The sequence below is a fragment of the Rhizobium sp. NFR07 genome (genome assembly GCF_900111905.1).
GTDB lineage: Bacteria > Pseudomonadota > Alphaproteobacteria > Rhizobiales > Rhizobiaceae > Neorhizobium.
On record NZ_FOKM01000033.1, the window covers coordinates 1 to 17,816 of the forward strand.

Annotated in this window: 18 protein-coding genes and 1 pseudogene; 12 read left to right on the top strand and 7 right to left on the bottom strand. The window is 56.1% G+C overall.

Translation table 11 applies throughout. The features are described from left to right. Positions 1–326 (bottom strand): annotated as a pseudogene (locus BM216_RS32990) (IS3 family transposase); the annotation flags it as partial. Here BM216_RS32990 and BM216_RS32995 point away from each other — a divergent pair. Then, a complete protein-coding gene (locus BM216_RS32995) occupies positions 325–879 on the top strand; it encodes a hypothetical protein (RefSeq protein WP_093004595.1) in 555 nt (184 codons plus the stop codon). The pseudogene BM216_RS32990 and the gene BM216_RS32995 overlap by 2 nt on opposite strands. A 516-nt stretch (positions 880–1,395) precedes the next feature. On the opposite strand, the gene BM216_RS33000 is transcribed toward BM216_RS32995, so the two are convergent. The 4 genes from BM216_RS33000 to BM216_RS33025 all read right to left on the bottom strand — a co-directional run bounded on the left by BM216_RS33000 (position 1,396) and on the right by BM216_RS33025 (position 5,720). Continuing rightward, positions 1,396–1,701, bottom strand: a complete 306-nt coding sequence (locus BM216_RS33000; RefSeq protein ID WP_093004598.1) for a chorismate mutase — start codon at positions 1,699–1,701, stop codon at positions 1,396–1,398. Positions 1,702–2,079: 378 nt separating this feature from the next. Next, positions 2,080–2,754, bottom strand: coding sequence for a hypothetical protein (locus BM216_RS33005; RefSeq protein WP_244530468.1), 675 nt, complete (start codon positions 2,752–2,754; stop codon positions 2,080–2,082). Between the two features lie 139 nt (positions 2,755–2,893). After that, positions 2,894–3,775 (bottom strand): alpha/beta hydrolase, encoded by an 882-nt coding sequence (locus tag BM216_RS33010; RefSeq protein ID WP_093004600.1) that lies wholly within the window; start codon positions 3,773–3,775, stop codon positions 2,894–2,896. Between the two features lie 1,192 nt (positions 3,776–4,967). Then, positions 4,968–5,720: an SDR family NAD(P)-dependent oxidoreductase gene (locus BM216_RS33025; RefSeq protein WP_093004608.1), complete on the bottom strand. Its 753-nt coding sequence runs from the start codon at positions 5,718–5,720 to the stop codon at positions 4,968–4,970. Positions 5,721–5,831: 111 nt separating this feature from the next. Between BM216_RS33025 and BM216_RS33030 the strand changes: the two genes are divergently transcribed. Then, positions 5,832–6,461 (top strand): TetR/AcrR family transcriptional regulator, encoded by a 630-nt coding sequence (locus BM216_RS33030; RefSeq protein WP_093004611.1) that lies wholly within the window; start codon positions 5,832–5,834, stop codon positions 6,459–6,461. 104 nt (positions 6,462–6,565) lie between these two features. On the opposite strand, the gene BM216_RS33035 is transcribed toward BM216_RS33030, so the two are convergent. Continuing rightward, positions 6,566–7,426 carry a LysR family transcriptional regulator gene (locus tag BM216_RS33035; protein WP_093004614.1) on the bottom strand — a complete coding sequence of 287 codons (861 nt, stop codon included), beginning with the start codon at positions 7,424–7,426 and terminating at the stop codon, positions 6,566–6,568. A gap of 201 nt (positions 7,427–7,627) precedes the next feature. Here BM216_RS33035 and BM216_RS33040 point away from each other — a divergent pair, with 201 nt between their 5' ends. The 9 genes from BM216_RS33040 to BM216_RS33080 all read left to right on the top strand — a co-directional run bounded on the left by BM216_RS33040 (position 7,628) and on the right by BM216_RS33080 (position 15,783). Beyond that, complete coding sequence (locus tag BM216_RS33040; protein WP_093004616.1) at positions 7,628–7,927, top strand: EthD family reductase; 300 nt, start codon at positions 7,628–7,630, stop codon at positions 7,925–7,927. Between the two features lie 78 nt (positions 7,928–8,005). Then, the gene (locus BM216_RS33045; protein ID WP_210217104.1) at positions 8,006–9,508 is read left to right on the top strand and encodes an MFS transporter; all 1,503 of its coding nucleotides are present in this window, start codon (positions 8,006–8,008) and stop codon (positions 9,506–9,508) included. A 3-nt stretch (positions 9,509–9,511) separates the two neighbouring features. Next, positions 9,512–10,405: an NAD(P)-dependent oxidoreductase gene (locus BM216_RS33050; protein WP_093004622.1), complete on the top strand. Its 894-nt coding sequence runs from the start codon at positions 9,512–9,514 to the stop codon at positions 10,403–10,405. Positions 10,406–10,407: 2 nt separating this feature from the next. Continuing rightward, a complete protein-coding gene (locus BM216_RS33055) occupies positions 10,408–11,232 on the top strand; it encodes an oxidoreductase (protein WP_093004624.1) in 825 nt (274 codons plus the stop codon). Between the two features lie 51 nt (positions 11,233–11,283). Beyond that, positions 11,284–12,132, top strand: coding sequence for an alpha/beta fold hydrolase (locus tag BM216_RS33060; protein ID WP_093004627.1), 849 nt, complete (start codon positions 11,284–11,286; stop codon positions 12,130–12,132). A gap of 101 nt (positions 12,133–12,233) precedes the next feature. Continuing rightward, the gene (locus BM216_RS33065; RefSeq protein WP_093004630.1) at positions 12,234–12,761 is read left to right on the top strand and encodes a VOC family protein; all 528 of its coding nucleotides are present in this window, start codon (positions 12,234–12,236) and stop codon (positions 12,759–12,761) included. Continuing rightward, positions 12,761–13,495, top strand: coding sequence for a L,D-transpeptidase (locus BM216_RS33070; RefSeq protein ID WP_177231033.1), 735 nt, complete (start codon positions 12,761–12,763; stop codon positions 13,493–13,495). The genes BM216_RS33065 and BM216_RS33070 overlap by 1 nt, the downstream gene beginning before the upstream one ends. A 133-nt stretch (positions 13,496–13,628) precedes the next feature. Continuing rightward, a complete protein-coding gene (locus BM216_RS33075) occupies positions 13,629–14,387 on the top strand; it encodes an alpha/beta fold hydrolase (RefSeq protein ID WP_093004633.1) in 759 nt (252 codons plus the stop codon). 490 nt (positions 14,388–14,877) lie between these two features. Further along, positions 14,878–15,783: an alpha/beta hydrolase gene (locus BM216_RS33080; protein WP_093004637.1), complete on the top strand. Its 906-nt coding sequence runs from the start codon at positions 14,878–14,880 to the stop codon at positions 15,781–15,783. A 234-nt stretch (positions 15,784–16,017) separates the two neighbouring features. On the opposite strand, the gene BM216_RS33085 is transcribed toward BM216_RS33080, so the two are convergent. After that, positions 16,018–17,226: an acyl-CoA dehydrogenase family protein gene (locus tag BM216_RS33085; protein ID WP_093004640.1), complete on the bottom strand. Its 1,209-nt coding sequence runs from the start codon at positions 17,224–17,226 to the stop codon at positions 16,018–16,020. 345 nt (positions 17,227–17,571) lie between these two features. On the opposite strand from BM216_RS33085, the gene BM216_RS33090 reads away from it, so the two are divergent. Next, a partial coding sequence (locus BM216_RS33090; protein ID WP_143102947.1) for an IS66-like element accessory protein TnpA occupies positions 17,572–17,816 on the top strand: 245 nt, incomplete at its 3' end.

Below are 17,816 nucleotides of genomic sequence, written 5' to 3' on the forward strand. Positions count from 1 at the left end.
ACTCGCCGCCTGTCGCCAGGCTGATATTCATCGATCCACTCCGAAAGCTTTTGACGGCAAGGGTAGCCAAGCGCTTTCATGGTCCATGCCAGGCAACGGCCATGCTCCAGATAGTGCTCAACAGCAATCCTCCTTTGCTCATCCGAATAACGCTGTTTGGTACGCACATATCTTGCCGACAAGTCGTTGCCAGATGCGAGTTCACGATACCAATGCTTCAGAGCATTCTTCGTCGGATAGCCCAACTGGCGGATGGTGGCATTCGCCCGCTTGCCGAGCTTGATATAGAGCTTCACGGCCCTCATGCGGTCTTCGTACGAATACATGAACTATCTCCTGTTAGTCCAAGTTTTCGTCCGCACCTCCAGGGGGTTAGTTTCTCATGTCGCCCGACAAGTTCAGCAATTTGCGAAGCAGTATTCAGACGACGTGGAGGGATTGGTGCTTGTCGAATCCGTCCACGCTGCGCAATTTGAACGACTTGGACCGCTCTTTCCCTTGCCGCATCTGAGTGAAGACGCGCGGCTTGCGGACATGCAGCATTTTTGGACGGAAGGGTGGAAGAGTCCCACCTCAACACGTGAAAAGATCGATTTTCGACTGTCTCTTGGATCTCCGCTTGGTGCTGGCGCGCTTGGAGACATCCCCTTGCGCATACTTACTACCGGTTCCTTCCTGCGCATACCGTTCCTACCGCCGTCCGTTCGCGCTAACTTACAGGTCGCCTGGATTGATCTACAGAAAGATTTTCTCGAGCTCTCTTCAGATAGCGTTTCAACACACTGGTCGTCGTCCAGCCATTTCCTTCAGCGGGACAATCCGCACGCAATCACCGCCGTTGTTTGTGACTTAATAAGCGGAAAGCGAATGAGAAAATGAGCGTGAAATTTCGATAGGAGTCGAAATCGATATCGGCCACATTGGCTGCGGCGCGGACCTCGATCAGGGTGCTCGGCTCAGGTGTTGACCCTGAACCTCACCCAGCCCACGCGGTGTAGCGAAGCGACTGGTAAAGGCTGCTAGCGAAATGCCCTGGTCAATGTGATCACGTCAAACCAAGCGAGGTGCTTTTGCTTTCCGCTCACGATTCATTCGATGAGCCAATTGGGATGGACTGCGGCAATGAGGTTGCCAGAGCTTCTTTATCGCTCCGCGGCGGGAGCGTATGCGTCGAACGTCTACCGTCGGCAGGTGAAGTTTGACCGTAAGAGGTCCATTGCCGCTGAATAGGCTATATGCAGGCAAAGAGCGTTAGGGACGTGGTGCTTACCGCAGCCGAGCTTTAGAGGCAAAGACTTTGCGTATGTTTACTTCGCTTATGTTGGTATTGTAGCGAGGAATACGTACACGCTTGTCCCGTGGATCGTGTGCCACGGGACTGACATTTCAGCTGAGTTACCGGGAGAGATTTTCGGCTGCGATACGTTCGTGTTTTTTTACGACCTCGTGAATTACCGCTTTGAGAATATTCTCTACCACCGCTGGATCTGCGTTTGATGCGGTTGCAAGATCTCTTGCCCGTGCGAACTGACGAGCCTCTCGTCCTTCATCCTTGGGTGGCAACCCGCTCTTTGCCTTCAGCTCGCCTACAGCGTCGGTACAACGAAAGCGCTCGGCGAGTAAGTGGATAAGAGCAGCATCAAGGTTGTCAATTGTAACTCGGAATTTTTCCAGCTCTCTCGTGGCGTTGAGACGTTCCATTCTATAACCTTCTCATAAGTTGCGAATTGAGGCCTACCCAGGACATTGAAACTAGGCTCAATCGTCGCCGCTGCCTTTGATATGATTGGGGCATCAGGCAGCGAGTTGTCACAATCTAGGCTCTCGACTCAAAAGAGCGCGAGGGTCTGCCCCATGGTGTCGTTAGATAAACTGCAGAGGAAGCAGTAACCTTGACAGGTGGACGGTCACTCTTGACTACGTCACAAGTGCACGCGTCGCGAGAGCACCGAGATGTATGGGCCTGTTTCACATCAGTAAACCGCGACCCCAAGCGAAAAAGGCTTGATGGCCCGGGAAGACACGCTCGGCTCGGCCGATTGGCCCCGTCCGCGTCGTTTCGTTTGTAGAACATCGGAATCAATCGATCCGCGGCGGGGAGAAATCCAGTACGTTAGCCGTGTAATTCTCAACAACGGTGCTAAAGGGAGAGCCATCCGGTAGCTTAAGGACGGCACGATGGCGCAATACAAAGTCGGGGAGCGCAAGGGTGCCCGAACGAGGGGGCGGAAGCTCCACGCCCATTTCCCATCCTGTCGGAAGGGGCGACCAAAGCAGTTCGGCGGAAAGATTTGAGCGGGTGAAATTGAGGGCTGCCACAGCGCGGCCGAAGGCGATGGTAGTCGTATCCAGAGCTTGGTTCATCTCAGTGGTAAGCTTTGCCGGCAGATACCAATTGTCAGCCTCTGAAAGAACGCTATCGCCGCATGACAGGCGAACTCGGCGATAGGCTATTGTCTCATCCGGCCCAACACCGAGCAGTTTTCGCACCGACGGATCAGCAGGCTTCTCGCTTCCTTTTGCAAGCAGGGCGGTAATCTTGGTCCCTGCTTGCGCAAGATTATGTGCGGCGCACCATCGATCAAGAGTAAGCGTTGCGCTTGGATTGCTCAAGAGTTCAGCGTTCAGGGACTGGAGCAATGCAAGCGCGGCAAGCCGGGACCTTATCGTATCAGGCCACGGGTGCCGTGCAGCTAGAGGCTCTCCTACCGCGCTGTTTGATAGTGTTGAAGTGAAAGCGCAGACAAAAACCATCGAAAGAATTTTATTCCTGAAAAGTCGCATCTACTGAGTCCTTGAAGGCGATGGCCGCGCTAACACAATTCGAAAAAGATGTGGCAAATGGGTAAATCAAGGCAGGTTCATCCAAAAGCCGCATGCCTTCAGATAGGCGTCAGAGATTTCCGTAGAGTCTCCGCAGGCCCCTGCTGAAAGCAGCCCCCATGATCGACTCATGGCTTTCCTGGGGGAAGATATGCGCCTCTACTGAAAAATCGTCGCCGACCCAGCGCTGCAAGATGCCCTGCATGATAAACATGTCGCCCATCATGTCTGCTCGCTGCATTGACGGCGGGACTAGCTCTTTAACAGGACCGAACTGGACACGGAATCTTGCCTGGTTTTCAAGCTCGCCGGTGCACATGTAGACGCTCGCCGAGGGTGGTGGCGAGTTGGCGGTGACTTGCTCTGCCAACTTTACCAGTGCCCCATCATCCCACCACAAAGATGAGCTAACTGCGAGGTAGCGGCGGAATGCTTTCGGCCGGCGGAGCAGCGTGCTCAGAACAAACAGTCCACCGAAGGACTGGCCAGTGAGAGTAAAGTCGTCCGGATCGATCGGAAACGCCTCAGCAAGCGCAGGTCGGAGTTCCTCGTCGATGAAGGCAAGAAATGCCTCGCTTTCACCCGTCGCGAAGGTCTGCGCTATTCCGGTGAGGGACGGCGTGACAGCTTGGAATGCAGGCCAGCTCGTCGGAGTGAGATCCCTGTTGCGTCTTAGTGCAAAGGGTGGCGTGGCTTCCAGCGGATAGCCAATGCTGACTGCGAAAAGAAGTGGTAGGTCGAGACCGACGGCGCAGCTTTTCAGCGTACTGACAAGGCCGCCTGCGCTAAGTTCAGCGTCGGTTGCAATCACGGCACCACAAAGGCCTCCTGTTACCGGATAGCGGGGGGCTGTAATGCAGATCCGGAACACGTCGTCAATGTTGTCCGGTTTAACTAGCCAAACTTCGCTGCCCGTGACGTAGGTGTCTGTGTGCTTGGAAACGATGTGCATTCTTGGTCCTTATCGGGGGTGGAAGGCGAGGGCGGAGGGCGCGCGGTCGATGTCTTTCGTATGCAAAACCGAGCGTTCTCTCGGATTGCGTCCGAAAGTCGTCTCAGTGAGAAAGTTAAGACGGTTAGCGTCTTCCACACTCGATCATGAAATTTATGGCACCGCGAGACAGTCCCATATCCTTCAGTTCTTCGTCGCTCAAAGCCATCAGGCGTTGTCCAGCGTGGTAGTTCTCAAACCACTTTGGAACGGCGCTCAACAATCTGTATATATGAAACACGATTTCTCTCTTTGTACGATACGCTTCATGCCGATAATGATCGACGAAATGCGTAACCTGTTGATTGCAAATGCTGCGCTGGTTCGTTTCATCGGTAATTGACCAACGGCATTTTGACTGTGCCTGTTGAGTGTTCGTACCACCGACGTGTCCGCCTATGACGAATGGCCACGAGACTGGTTGTTCGCTCGATGCCGCGAAATTACATGCCTCGACGTTCATCCGATTGCGGTCGGGTTAAACTGCTTCACGCCGCTTCCCACAGTTGGAGTTTGTTGAAGCCAACTAAATACGGCGAGGACAGCGGAAGTGACGACGCTTTATGTTTGATCTTTTACGGAGCGCGCCTGAGTTTCACGCCAGACAAAAGTCGATTCAGCATGTCGCAAGCTTGGAACTTTTCGCAGTGACCATACATCGTGTAAACAGATGAAGTCGCGGGATTGCCCTGTTATAGCAAGGGCGACTGGTGCACCTCAGCTGCGGAGCGGTTTAGAATTCCGTAAACAGACTGCGCATTACCACGGGCGCATCCGTGAAGTTCTTCACGTCGTCCATTAGCAGCTTCGTACTTGGGCACCTAAGAGCCTCATGGACTCCTTGCTCTGAAGAGAAAGTGTAAATCCCAATCGACTGCCAGTTGCCTGCCTGTGAATACGGAAAGAACGCTTCCGCGGACTCCAGTCCATACTCTGCCCAACACGTTTTCGCGAGCTCGAAATGATTGTTTGCATAGTGGTCACGATCGAACCAGGTGCTGGCGTCACCGGAGCAGACAACAATCATCTTAGCCATGACTTTCCCTCTAACTGTGCAAAGGCAACCTCTAGATCCGATGTCCTCGACGGGAAGTTCGCCGTAGCTGTCTTCCCCTCGAAGCCCGAAGCGGGCGGTGCCTCAGTTTCCAATTAATTATGCGCTGATGCCGCCATCGACAGAAATGCCGGAGCCGGTGACATAGGCAGCGGTAGGCCCCGCGAGAAATGCCACAGCATCTGCGACCTCGTGGGTCTTGCCGTAGCGGGCATTCGCAAGCTTTGGCAGAACGAAGGGAGCGATCGGACCGTCGGAAGGATTCATTTCGGTCTCGATAGGGCCAGGCCGAACCAGATTAACTGTAATCTCACGAGGACCTAATTCGCGGGCGAGGCCGCGGGTAAAGCTTTCCAGCGCGGATTTGGTCGCAGCATATACCGTGATGCCCGGGAAAGGGACCGCTAGCCCTGCGTTGCTGCCGATGCTGATAATGCGGCCACCATCCGGGATGTGTTTCAGGGCGGCTTGAGTGGTCAAGAAGACGCCGCGAACATTAACGTTCAAGTGCAGATTTATATCTTCGAGCGCCTGCTCAGAAAAGGCAACGTTGCTGAGTACGCCGGCGTTGTTTACCAGAATGTCGAGGCCGCCTAGTTCCGCAACAGTCTGCTCTACTGCATTTTTTGCAGCCTGCGGATTTCCTATGTCGGCTTGAATGGCCACGGCTTTGCGGCCTAAGCCACGAATGTCAGCAGCCAATTTCTCTGCTTTCTCAGCTGATTTTTCATAGGTTATCGCAACGTCTGCTCCGGCTTCGGCCAGTTTAAAAGCGATGGCCGCGCCGATACCGCGCGCTGCACCAGTCACAAGGGCTCGCTTGCCGGCGAGATTAAGGTTGGAGGTGCCCATGTTTTCTCCTCATGTTGAATGACTTTTGTATCGATCGACACAGAATAGGTAGCGGGGTTGAGATTTCGATGCAAGAGGATTATGTAACGATCAGCAAAAAAAGAGTATTGTATGATGTCACACAATCCTGCACCGCTGTCTGCGAAGCGTGGTCGCCCTATGAGTTTCGACCGAGAAGAGGCGTTGGAACAGGCAATGGGCGTGTTCTGGAGGAAGGGCTATATCGGTACTTCTATGAATGACCTCACTGCGGCGATGGGGATTGCATCCCCCAGCCTCTACGCGGCATTCGGTTCGAAAGAGAAACTGTATCACGAGGCCCTCAATCACTATGTGTCGCTCCACCAGGAGGCAGTAGCGCGGATCATGGAAATGCCTACAGCACGCGAAAGTGTGGAAGGCCTTTTGCGCAATGCTGTTTCTGCGTTCTCCCGCACGAGCTTTCCCAGCGGATGTATGCTTGAACAGACGGCCGGGGAGGCAGGTGACCTGTCTCCCGAAATCGACGTAAGCCTTTCCAATTTGCGCGCGGCAAACGACGCCAACTTCCTTAGTCGATTGCGCAAGGGTATAGAGGATGGTGATGTCGCCGCCTGCACGGACGCTAGCGCTGTTGCCGCGTTCTACGCCACCGTCCGCAAGGGTCTAAGCCTAAGTGCGCGGGGCGGGACCGGGACCGACGAGCTTAACACTGTCGTTACATCGGCAATGAAGGCTTGGCCAAAGTTGATAGCGTCTTAAACACATACACGGACTTATCGACTGCCATGATGCCGGGCTTTTAGCTGGTCGACGCCCCCTTTTTAACGTTTCGCGGATACCTTGCGCCATCTACGAGCCCGGCATCACGCAGTTTCGTTTACAAGGTGATCCGATACGGTCGAGATGAATGCGCGAAGACGCCCGAGACGTCGTAGGTCCCGGTGATATCCCATCCAAATATCTCGGGCCGGTGGCGGCATCGGCAGCTCTAATTTGCGGATGCCTGCTATTTGATCACCGACGACGCGGGGCAGGACCGCGATCCCAACGCCTTGCCTACACATGCGCCCTTGGACGTTACGGTTGTTTGATCGCAGGACCGGTCTAGCTTTGGGGAAACTCTCGACGAGCCAGGCAATATCGGGGAACTGCCCGGTCGACGTATCATGGGTAATCAGCCGAAAACCAGTGCCGTCACCATACTCCGGATCAGGCGACTCCTCTGCGATGTAGACGCCGTATTCAAGCCTGAGAAGTCGCCGTTGAATGACATCAGCAGTATTAAAAGGAACGATGCGGAAAGCGACGTCGGCCTCGCGCTGAGCAAGGTTAAACAAACGCGTGCCGGTCAGAACCTCTACGTCTACATTGGGGTAGGCATTCGAGAAATCCGCGATAATGGGGGGCAAGAAATAGGCTCCGAACCAGTCCGCTGATGAAATGCGGAGACTACCTTTAAGATTTTGCTCCTGGCCCGCGAGCCGGCGCTCCATGGCTAGCGCCCCCTCTTCCATTTGCTCGGCCAACGGGATGATTCCGTGGCCCTCTTCGGTAAGGACAAGACCGTCTGCAGTGCGCTGGAAGAGCGTGTGACCGATCGCCTGCTCAAGTGCGCGCAAGCGTCTTCCGATGGTTGGATGACTTGTCTGAAGCGATCGTGCCGCGCCGCCCAATGTGCCGGATCGCGCTACTGCGAGAAAGATCCTGACGTCACTCCATTCCATCGCAAACCCCACACAAAACTGAACGCCGACAATACACTTATGTCACTTACGGAACAAATCTAAGCATCTATATTTTTCATTGTCGTCTGGAGGCGTACCCCTCGCGGATCCGCAGAGGAAGCTGAACCGGACGCAACCAAGAGTTTGCTAGAGTGGCTCAGCACGCCGCCGCGATGACGCTTCCAAAAGGGACTGCGATAAATGATCACAATGCTGGTGACTTATGCTGGCGATGAGCGAACACCGTTTGATCGCGACCATTGGATCAACGTGCATTTCCCGCTTGTACGGGAAACCTGGGGCCCATACGGGCTGCTCAGCGCGAGCGGATTCTTCCCACGAGATAACGACGTTGGTTTAGTCGCGATTGGCGTCGTCAACTTCCGTGATGAGGCCGCCATGGAGACAGCGCTCAAGTCGCCTGAGACCGCCCGGATAATGGCTGACGTCGATGTCGTCACTGCCATCAAACCACAGCGCAGCATCGTAAGGCCGCTCTAGGCAACGCGTCCGTGCCAATCAGTCGCATGAGCTGCTGATCCTGCGTGGGCTGTAAGCATGCCAATAAGGTTGCAAGCCATGACTTCCCATAATCTATCTCAGCCAACTCCATCCGCTTCGGCGGCCGACTCGGAAATGACCAGCCTCAATCCGCGGCGCTGGGCGATGTTTGCCGTGTTGCTGGTTGGTGCCTTCCTTCCGCCGCTCGATTTTTTCATCGTGAACGTCGCCCTTCCTTCGATCCAGCAAGATCTGGGAGCATCTTCGTCAGCCGAGCAGTTGGTTATTTCCTCTTATGCTGCACTCTATGCCGTTACCCTAATCACCGGCGGGCGGCTCGGAGATCTCTTCGGTCGAGAGCGAATGTTCATCGTCGGCCTGATCGGTTTCGCGTCGGCGTCCGTGCTATGTGGTCTCGCTTGGTCGCCATGGGCACTCGTATCAGGTCGGGCGCTTCAAGGCCTGACGGCCGCTGTGATGGCCCCGCAAGCGCTCGCATCGGTTCAGGCTATTTTTTCAGAGAAGGAGAAGCATCTGGCGCTCAGCCTCTTTGGCGCAGTGTTCGGTTTGGCTTCCGTAGTCGGTCAGGCCTTGGGTGGAATTCTGATCTCCCTGGATGTGTTCGGGCTGGGGTGGCGTGCAATCTTCCTCGTCAACCTCCCCGTGGCCTTGCTTGTCATCGTCTTTGCAATCCCGCTGCTTCGCGAAACGCGAGCCCGTGATCCCCGCAAGCTCGATCTGATAGGAACAGCACTCTCGGTGATGACGCTGACGGCCTTGATCGTCCCGCTCATCGAGGGCCGGGAGGCAGGCTGGCCGTCATGGGCGTGGCTATCGCTGGCTACCGTGCCGCTCTTGGCCGCCACATTCTGGAGGTATCAGGGGAAACTCGCACAGGCAGGTGGTTCTCCGCTTCTTGATCCCAGAGCGTTGCGTGCGCCCGGTCTAGCCCGCGGGCTGACAGTAGCTTTGTTGTTCTACACAATTTCGACATTCTTCCTGCTGTTCTCAGTCTATCTGCAACAGGCTGTGCACATGAGTGCGCTCGATGCAGGACTTGTCTTCCTTCCCTTCGGTCTTGGATATCTGCTCGGTCCACTTATCTCGCCTGCGTCCCGGCTTGTATTCGGCCCGTTCGTCACCCCTTTCGGAATGACCATAGAAGCGATCGGTCTCTACTGTATCGCTTGGCTGATCGCGGCTACCAGTCCGGGAACACTGCCTGATCAAATCTGGCTCATTCTATTTCTTTTCCTGACTGGGTTTGGCCAAGGGCTCGCGACACCCGGATTGATGCACATGGTCATTGGGCGTGTATCACCCACCTTTTCGGGGATGATCGCTGGGGTCACGAGCTCCGCGCTGCAGGTGAGCGTCGCACTCAGCGTCGCTGTCATAGGCGGCGTCTTCTATTCGCTCAGCGGGGAGGACGCCGATGCTGGCCAACTCGCTCACGCGTTCGCTGTAGCTCTAATCGTCATAGCTACCAGCCAAATCGTCGGGGCAGGGCTCGGACTGACCATCGCCCGACAGCCTGTGTCTAATCCCACCCAACATCCACATGCAAACGACAGGAGATAGACCATGAGGATCGGATTTATCGGTCTCGGCAGTATGGGATCGGCCATCGCAGTAAACCTGGCGAAAGCTGGCCATGATGTTCGTGCCTGGAACCGTAGCAAGGTCGCCCAAGAAAGCGTCCCCGGGGTGTCCCTCGTTGAGCTCGCCGCTGATGCATTCAAGGCTGATGCGGTCTTTACGATGCTATCGGACGACCCCGCTATACGGGAGGTGATCCTCGATGCGGGGCTGCTCGCGAGTGCGCAACCAGGGCTAACCCACGTTGTCACATCGACAATCTCGGTCGCGTTCGCTCGAGAACTTGAGCTCCTGCACGAGGAGGCAGGCCTTGGCTATGTATCTGCACCAGTTCTCGGGCGACCGAACGTAGCCGCCAGTGGACAGCTCAACATTCTGGCGGCCGGGAAAGCCGAGGCATTGGCCGCGATCGAACCGTTGCTCGTTCCGCTCAGCAAAAAGGTTTGGAAGTTAGGTGACAATCCCGCTCGAGCGAATACGGCAAAACTGGCCTGCAACATGATGATTGCCATGGCAATTGAGGCAATGGCTGAGAGCGTCGTACTGACCGAAAGCGTTGGACTCGATCGGGCCGATTTCTTCGAACTCATCCTGAGCACTCTTTTCTCGGGTCGCGCCTATGAAAGCTACAGCGCGCAGATCACAGAACAGTCCTTCGAGCCAGGATTTAAAGCCAAGCTCGCACTAAAGGACATGCGCCTGGCAACTGAGTTCAGCCACGAGATTGGCCGCACGCTTCCGATGCTTGAAGCGGTGCGTGAGGGCCTCGACAGAGCCGTTACGGCAGGCCTGGGCGATAAGGACTGGTCGATCATGGCCGATATGACGGTTCGTGGAGGCGACGCCTTGGCGTCACGTAAAATCAATCTGGAGATATAGTTATGAAGACCTGGCTCATCACAGGCTGCTCGAGCGGCTTTGGCCAGCGGCTCGCGCTCGCTGCAGCACAGCGCGGCGACCAGGTGATTGCAACGGCTCGCAATGTCGACACCATCGAAGAAATGGCTGACCCTTTCGGTGGCCGCATGATCACCCTGCCGTTCGACGTGACGGATGCGGCGGCAGCTAAATTCGTTGTTGCAAAGGCGGTCGAAGTATTCGGCGATTTCGATGTACTCGTCAACAATGCTGGGTACGGACTGTATGGCGCAATCGAGGAAGGGACGCCCGAAGAATATCGTCCGATGTTTGAGGTGAACGTCTTTGGTATGATCGAAGCCACGAAAGCCTCTCTGCCTATCCTGCGACGTTCCGGCGGAACAATTGTCAACATGTCGTCTGGCGCAGGTATAGCAGGCGGCGGCGGTGGCGGGTATTACAATGCCGCCAAATTCGCTGTTGAAGGGATTTCCGAAGCACTCGCCGGCGAGTTGAAGCCGTTCGGGATCCGTGTGTTGATTGTCGAGCCGGGGCCTTTTCGCACCGATTTCCTTGGACGCTCAATCACGATAGCGGCCAACGAGATGCCGGAATACGCGGCGAGTTCGCGCAGGCACTATCGCGAAAACAACAACGGCAGTCAGGCGGGCGATCCCGACAAGGCGATCGCAGTGATCCTGCGGGCAGTCGACGCTGATGACGCCCCGCTTCACTTACCCCTCGGGCCGGTTGCGCATTCGATCGCTGAACGAAAGCTCGCTTCATTCCGTAGCGATATCGACGCTTGGCGCGAAATCACCATCGCCACCAATTTCGACCAGCCGTGAGTGCTGGCCGTAACCTGTGTTTTGAACTTGGACATAGACTGGAAAAGTACCATGATCGCAACTTTGAAGGGCTTTGCCCAACAGCTGGTGCCGGTGAACGGTATCAAGATCAACGCCGTAACAGGGGGCTCCGGTCCGCCGATCTTGCTGCTTCACGGTTGGCCGGAAACATGGTGGGAATGGCACCACGTGATGCCGCTACTTGCCAAACATTTTAGCGTGGTAGCCATCGATCTCCGCGGCGCGGGGTTTTCCGACTGCCCGCTGGACGGCTATGACAAGGCGACGATGGCGAGCGACGCGCATGAAGTCATGGTTGCGCTTGGACATGAACGCTACGCCGTTTGCGGACATGATATCGGCGGAATGGTGGCATTGCCGCAGGCGGCCATTTACCGCGAGGCTGTTCACCATCTCGCCATCCTCGACGTTCCGCTCCCCGGCTGGTCTCAGTGGGAGGCGACGACTGCGAAAATCTGGCACTTCAGCTTCCATATGAACCGCGACCTCCCCGAGCGCCTCATTCATGGTTGGGAGTACGACTATGTTTCGGCCTTTATGGCAGAGCGATTCTACGATCACAGCACGTTCAACCCAACGGACATCGCGATCTATGCGAAAGCGATGGCGCTTCCAGGCCGCACGCGCGGCGGAATGGAATGGTATCGCTCTCTTCCCGCCGATCATGCAGCCGCGCTGGAGTACAAGAAGCGACCACTCGATATACCGGTGCTTGGCCTTGGTGGGGACCATCGGTTTGGTCCCCAGATGGTTTCGATGCTGAAAGAGTTCGCCGACGATGTCACAGGCGGCTCAATTGCGCGGTGCAGCCACTATGTCGCGGACGAACGGCCTGATGAGGTGGCCGCGGCCTTGATCAATTTCCTCAAGGCAAAATGAGAATTTGCGACCGTCCGCTTTAAGTCGAGCGGCTCGCGAAATTGCGGGCGCGTTGCGCCCAATCGCGTTCGATCTATCAAAAACTAGAAAGGAAGACTGCCATGACAACCCCTGTCATTCGCGGAGTTAATCATATCGGCATCACGGTGCCCGACATCGAGGCAGCAAAATCATTCCTGGTGGAAGCGTTTGGCGGCCAGGTAATCTATCAGTCCTTCGGGCCGCAGGATCCGGCCCGCCAGGGGCCAGAATTTGAACGGGCCACTGGCGCTTTCCCTGGAACGGTCGTACGTGCGCAAGCGATGGTCAAGATCGGGCGCGGACCGGATATCGAGCTCTTTGAAATGCACGGTCCCGAACAAGCCCAGCCAGTTCGAGCAAGTGACTTCGGGATTACGCACTTCGGTGTCTATACCGATGACATCGACGCCTCGGTCGAGCGCTTCGAGAAGGCGGGTGGTACAGCCCTTACCGCACCACGCGCTATTCCCTATGCAACCGAAAAAGGTCCTGGAAATAAGGTTTGCTATTGCCGCATGCCATGGGGCACGACGATCGAATTCATCACTACGCCCGATCTCATGGGTTACCACGCTCAGACGGAACTCCGCAGGTGGCAGGACGACTAATGAGCGTGAGCTTTGAAAGCAAGACGTCCCGGCGCAGCTTCTTGTCGCTTTCGACGATAGCTGCGTCGTCGCTACTGGCAGGGTGCACCTCCACCTCCGGATATGGCCGGATGGCGGGGCAGCAGCCGGGGCCAATAACGGTTCCCATACGTCCCATCCAGATCGCCGCTGCGCCAACGGACGCCGAATTGGCCGTCATGTACGGCCCTCTAGAGGATGGGGGATACGTGATCCCGGCGGTCCCCTACAAGCAGATCGATCCGCGCTACTATCGCCAGCAGGTCATTGATCCGACCGGTGAGCGCCCGGGCACTATTGTCGTGGATACGCCCTCGCGCTTCCTGTATTTGGTTCAGCCCGGTGGAACCGCGATGCGCTATGGTGTCGGCATTGGCCGCGACGGTTTCGCCTGGCAGGGCGACGGCGTCATCCAGTGGCGTCAAAAGTGGCCGCGCTGGAAACCACCAAACGAGATGGTCGCGCGTCAGCCGGAACTGGCGAAGTATTCCATCGAAAATGGTGGCATGGAGCCGGGCCTGAGAAACCCTCTGGGTGCGCGTGCGCTCTACATCTTCTCCGGCGGCCAAGACACACTCTACCGCCTGCACGGCAATCCTCAATGGCGCTCAATCGGCAAGGCCGTTTCGTCGGGTTGCGTGCGTTTGCTCAACCAGGACGTCATCGACCTCTATGATCGCGTTCCAATCAAGGCACCGATTGTCGTCAAGCAGTAAGCCATCGCCATCGAGTTCAGCGAGCCTGAGCCATCCCCAGAATGCATGAGCGTGGCGAGTGTCACTGAAACAGAAGTGATCACACGCTGAGTGAGTGCGATGTCACTACATAGATTTGAAGGATCTACCCACTATGTCGAATTTTAGTAAAGCAGTAGCCGGCCTTGCGGCCATGTTCTTATCTTCTGCCGTCGTCACAGCTCCAGCATTAGCTGACGCGCGAAACATAGTGCTAGTCCACGGCGCGCTCGTGGATGGTTCGGGCTGGCGCGGCGTCTATGACATTTTGGCTAAAGACGGCTATAATGTCAGCATCGTCCAACAGCCGCTGACGGGTTTGGACCAGGACGTTGCAGCCACCAAGGCCGTGCTCGATCAGCAGGACGGGGACGTCATTCTTGTCGGTCACAGCTATGGGGGTGCCATCATCACGGCCGCAGGCGATGATCCCAAGGTAAAGGCGCTTGTCTATGTTGCAGCGCTGCAGCCCGAGAAAGGCGAGAGCGCCGCACAGTTGCTGCAATCGATCCCTTCATCGACAAATGATATCAAGCCGACTCCGGATGGGTTCTTGGTCCTTGATCGGACGAAGTTCGCTTCCGATTTCGGCGCGGATTTGCCAAAGGATCAGGCTGAGTTCATGGCCCGGTCTCAGATGCGGGTTGCCATCGCTGGCACCAATGCGCAGGTTTCGGTTGCCGCCTGGCATGACAAGCCTAGCTACGGAATTGTCGCCAAGAACGATAAGACGATTAATCCCGACCTAGAGCGATGGATGTACCAGCGTTCCGGTGCGCAGGTGACCGAGATCGATGGCAGTCATGCTATCTACATCACGCAGGCCGCAGCCGTTGCGAAGGTTATCGAGGAAGCAGCCACAGCAGCAAAATAGAAGCAGAACAGCGGGCTGCAAAGGGCACCTATCTTGGTGAACTCGTTAGCTGCGTCAGGATGGAGGACGTGACGCAGCTAATTTGGCAGCCCGGACCCTCAAATATATCAGCTTCAGTACGTGTGCCAAAGGTAGAGGTCGGAGCCCATTAGTTTGCGCGGCATGTGACCGCCTTGGAGTGGTCGCGCCGAGCGAAATCGAAACTCATGAATGCATCATGCCCGGCCCGGCCGGATTTCATTACGTTTGACACCGTCCGTCCCGAAGCTGACATCTTGGCGGTCGCATCGTTCGATATTTCGCGGTGAGCGGAAGTGGCTGTTTAGGGGGCAATGTTCAAGCCCGTGGCGATCATGGCATCCCGATCGAGGTCGAAGCCGCACCATTTGGAGGGTACATGTCGCGGAAGTCATTTAGAGGTCGGCAGACAAGAGTTCTGCTAGCTGCGCTGGCGCCTGCTCTCGGTCTTGCGATTGCGGGAAGTTAAGGCATGGCAAACTCAGGTATCCCTGCATTCGACAAGAACCGTCTGAAAGCAGGTGTAGAGACCTATCTCAGCGAGACGGAGGGTCGGATTGGCGATATCCGCCAAGGGGCCGCTAAGCAGGTGGTCTGGTTCGATCCCAGTTCAAAGGTTAAGACCAATTTTGCGCTGGTCTACATCCATGGCTTCTCCGCCTCGGCCGAGGAAATCCGGCCGCTTCCAGATTGGATTGCTTCCTATCTCGGCGCAAACCTCTTCTTCACCCGCCTGTCGGGCCATGGCGTGTCGGGTCACGCGATGGGTGTGGTAAAGATGGAGGATTGGTTGGCCGACTTCTCCGAGGCATTGGCGATTGGCGAAGAGTTAGGCCACGAGGTTATCCTAATCGGCACCTCTACCGGAGCCTCACTGGCAACGCTCGCCTTGTCTGAGCAGGGCATATCTCACCGCGTCAGCGCGGCCATTTTCATCTCGCCGAATTTCGGCCTTAACACGCTTGGCGCGTCACTTCTCACGATGCCGTTCGGATTGTTGCTTGCCACGATGATCCTTGGACCAACACGGCGGTTGGAACCGATTAGCGCCGCAAATGCCGCCAACTGGACGCTCGAATACCCAACTCGGGCCCTGCTCCCGATGGCGCGCCTGGTCAAACTTTCAGTCAACAGCCCGGTCGAGCGGACCAAAACGCCCGTCCTGTTCCTGTATTCCTCGCTTGACCGGGTGGTAAAGCCGAAGGAGACAAGAGCGCTCGCGGCTCGTTGGGGAGCAGACCACGCGATCTTCGATGTTGGGCCGACCGGCGACAGTTTCAATCATGTCATTGGCGGCGAGATCTTCTCACCTACCACCACCACGAACCTTCTCGAGCGGATCCTCGTCTGGCTTCAAGGGCTGTTAAACGCCAAATAAAAATGCGCCTCGGAAAGTCACGGTGCTGCCCGGAGGGCGACGTCCCTGACAGACGCGCCACGGCTCCACTTAAAATCCTTAGCCGAACACGTCTGATAGCTTCGCTGTCTGCGAGACGGAGCAGCCTGGATAATCTTTTGTGTCGGCCCTGTGATTTCCGGTTCGACCTCTCTCAGCAAGCCCGCATCAGGTCCGCGACCGTTCGCTGGTGGGGGAGCGAAGGCCGCAGTAATGTCAAGACGGCAATAGAGGCGTGTTTGATGGCAAATCGAAAAGTATCCGCCCAAAACTCTCGTAAGCCGTCGCTGGATTGAGGCCTGCGTGCGACACACCGGTACGAACGTCTCGCCAGCGCCGAGAAAGCGGATTCTCCTCTCTCACGAAGTTTCCGCCGGTGGCATTGGCTAAGAGATCGATAGCTTCCCAGGTAAGTCTACTCGCAAAGCAAGCATCTCGCCACATCCTTGCCTTTTGCTCGACGGTCGCATGCGCGTCGGTGTCCGCTAACGCCTCAAGCGTCGCAATCGATCGTCTCGTTATTATCTCGGCCGCGTTGATCTTCGCAGCCGCATCCTCCACCGCTTGGTTAGCGGTCGCAGGTTTATGCTGGTTCTGATGAGCACTCTTTGTAGTCTGACGCTTCGTTGCCGCTACAAAAAAGTCTTCAAGAGCACCGTTAGCAATGCCTATTAGCGGCGAGGCCATACTGATTACGATAGTGGGAAGTGCAGGGAGTCTGTAAAGCGGGGCACGGGTCCCATCGTGTTGTGGATATTTCTCAACGAGCAGACTGTTCTGTGATGCCAAGCGCACATCTGGAACAAAAAGGTTTTCAGTCCGAACAGAAGAGCTCCCTGAACCGCGCAGTCCCATTGAGTGCCAGTCATCAATGAGGATTAGTTGGCTAACGGGTACTATTGCAAAAAGAAGATCAACGCGAGCCCCGTCCTGATCGAAGAGAGGAATTCCAATGATGTCCCAACCCGCGTGTTGGATTCCACTGTTGAACGTCCACGTCCCTTCCTCGATCAGCATGCCTCCATCAACCCTTCGAGCCTTGATAGCAGTGGGCGACATCACCGCTGCGGTCAGAGGGTTGCTGCTGGAGAGAACGTCTCGCGTCACCGTCTCCTCGAAGAAGGTCGCGACCATCCAAGAACCGCAAGAGAGTACGGCATAGGTCCACGCCACCGACCCGTCCGCCTTGCCCAATTCGAGGACGACATCAAAGAATTTTGAGAGCGGAAGCTCCCCACCGCCAAACTTTTTCGGGGTGAGAGCGCTTAGCAAGCCCGTAGTATTGAGGTCACTAAGTGTAGCGTCAGGGAGACGCCTGAGCTGGTCGGTATCGTGGCTTCGCTTCAAAATGGCGGGCTTTAAGTTGGCCGCTTTCTGCGCCCAGTGGTTTGGCTGGTATCCCTCGCCATACTGACTTGTGCTCATATCATGTCCACTCCTCACTCGATGTTCAGTTACAGCCCCGGCTGGTGGAGCTGACTCGACAGTTGACCACCAGACAGCAAAATTGATCGCCCAGCGATTGGATGACGTAAGACGCTGGCAGAGATCCCGGTTAAGCCGTGCTGAAAGGAAAGGTATCTGTCTCACCAGCCTAGATTTCTCCAAGGAGGCAGATGGGCAGCGGATCCAGTTTTCGCGACGGCTACCGTCACAATTTCATTTTCTAGCTGTCTCACGGTATAGCGGTAAGCGCGAATTTCTGCGCACCTTCTGAAGCGCTGTACTCTCAGGCATGAGGTGTCCACCAAAATAAGTGGACACCAAAACATGGATGAAGATGCTCCTAAACTGAAGGTACGGCTTGTTGGTCGCGACGGCCGCCGTCGATATGATCCTGCTTCGCGTGATCGGCTCGTTGCAGCGTGTTTAGAACCCGGCGTTTCGGTCTCTCGACTTGCGCGGGAACAGGGCGTGAATGCCAATCTGGTACGCAAGTGGATAAAGAAGGCCCTGGAGCAGCGTCCTTCGCAATCGGTCGCGGCCTTCGTTCCAGTCCAGATTGCTCCAGCTAT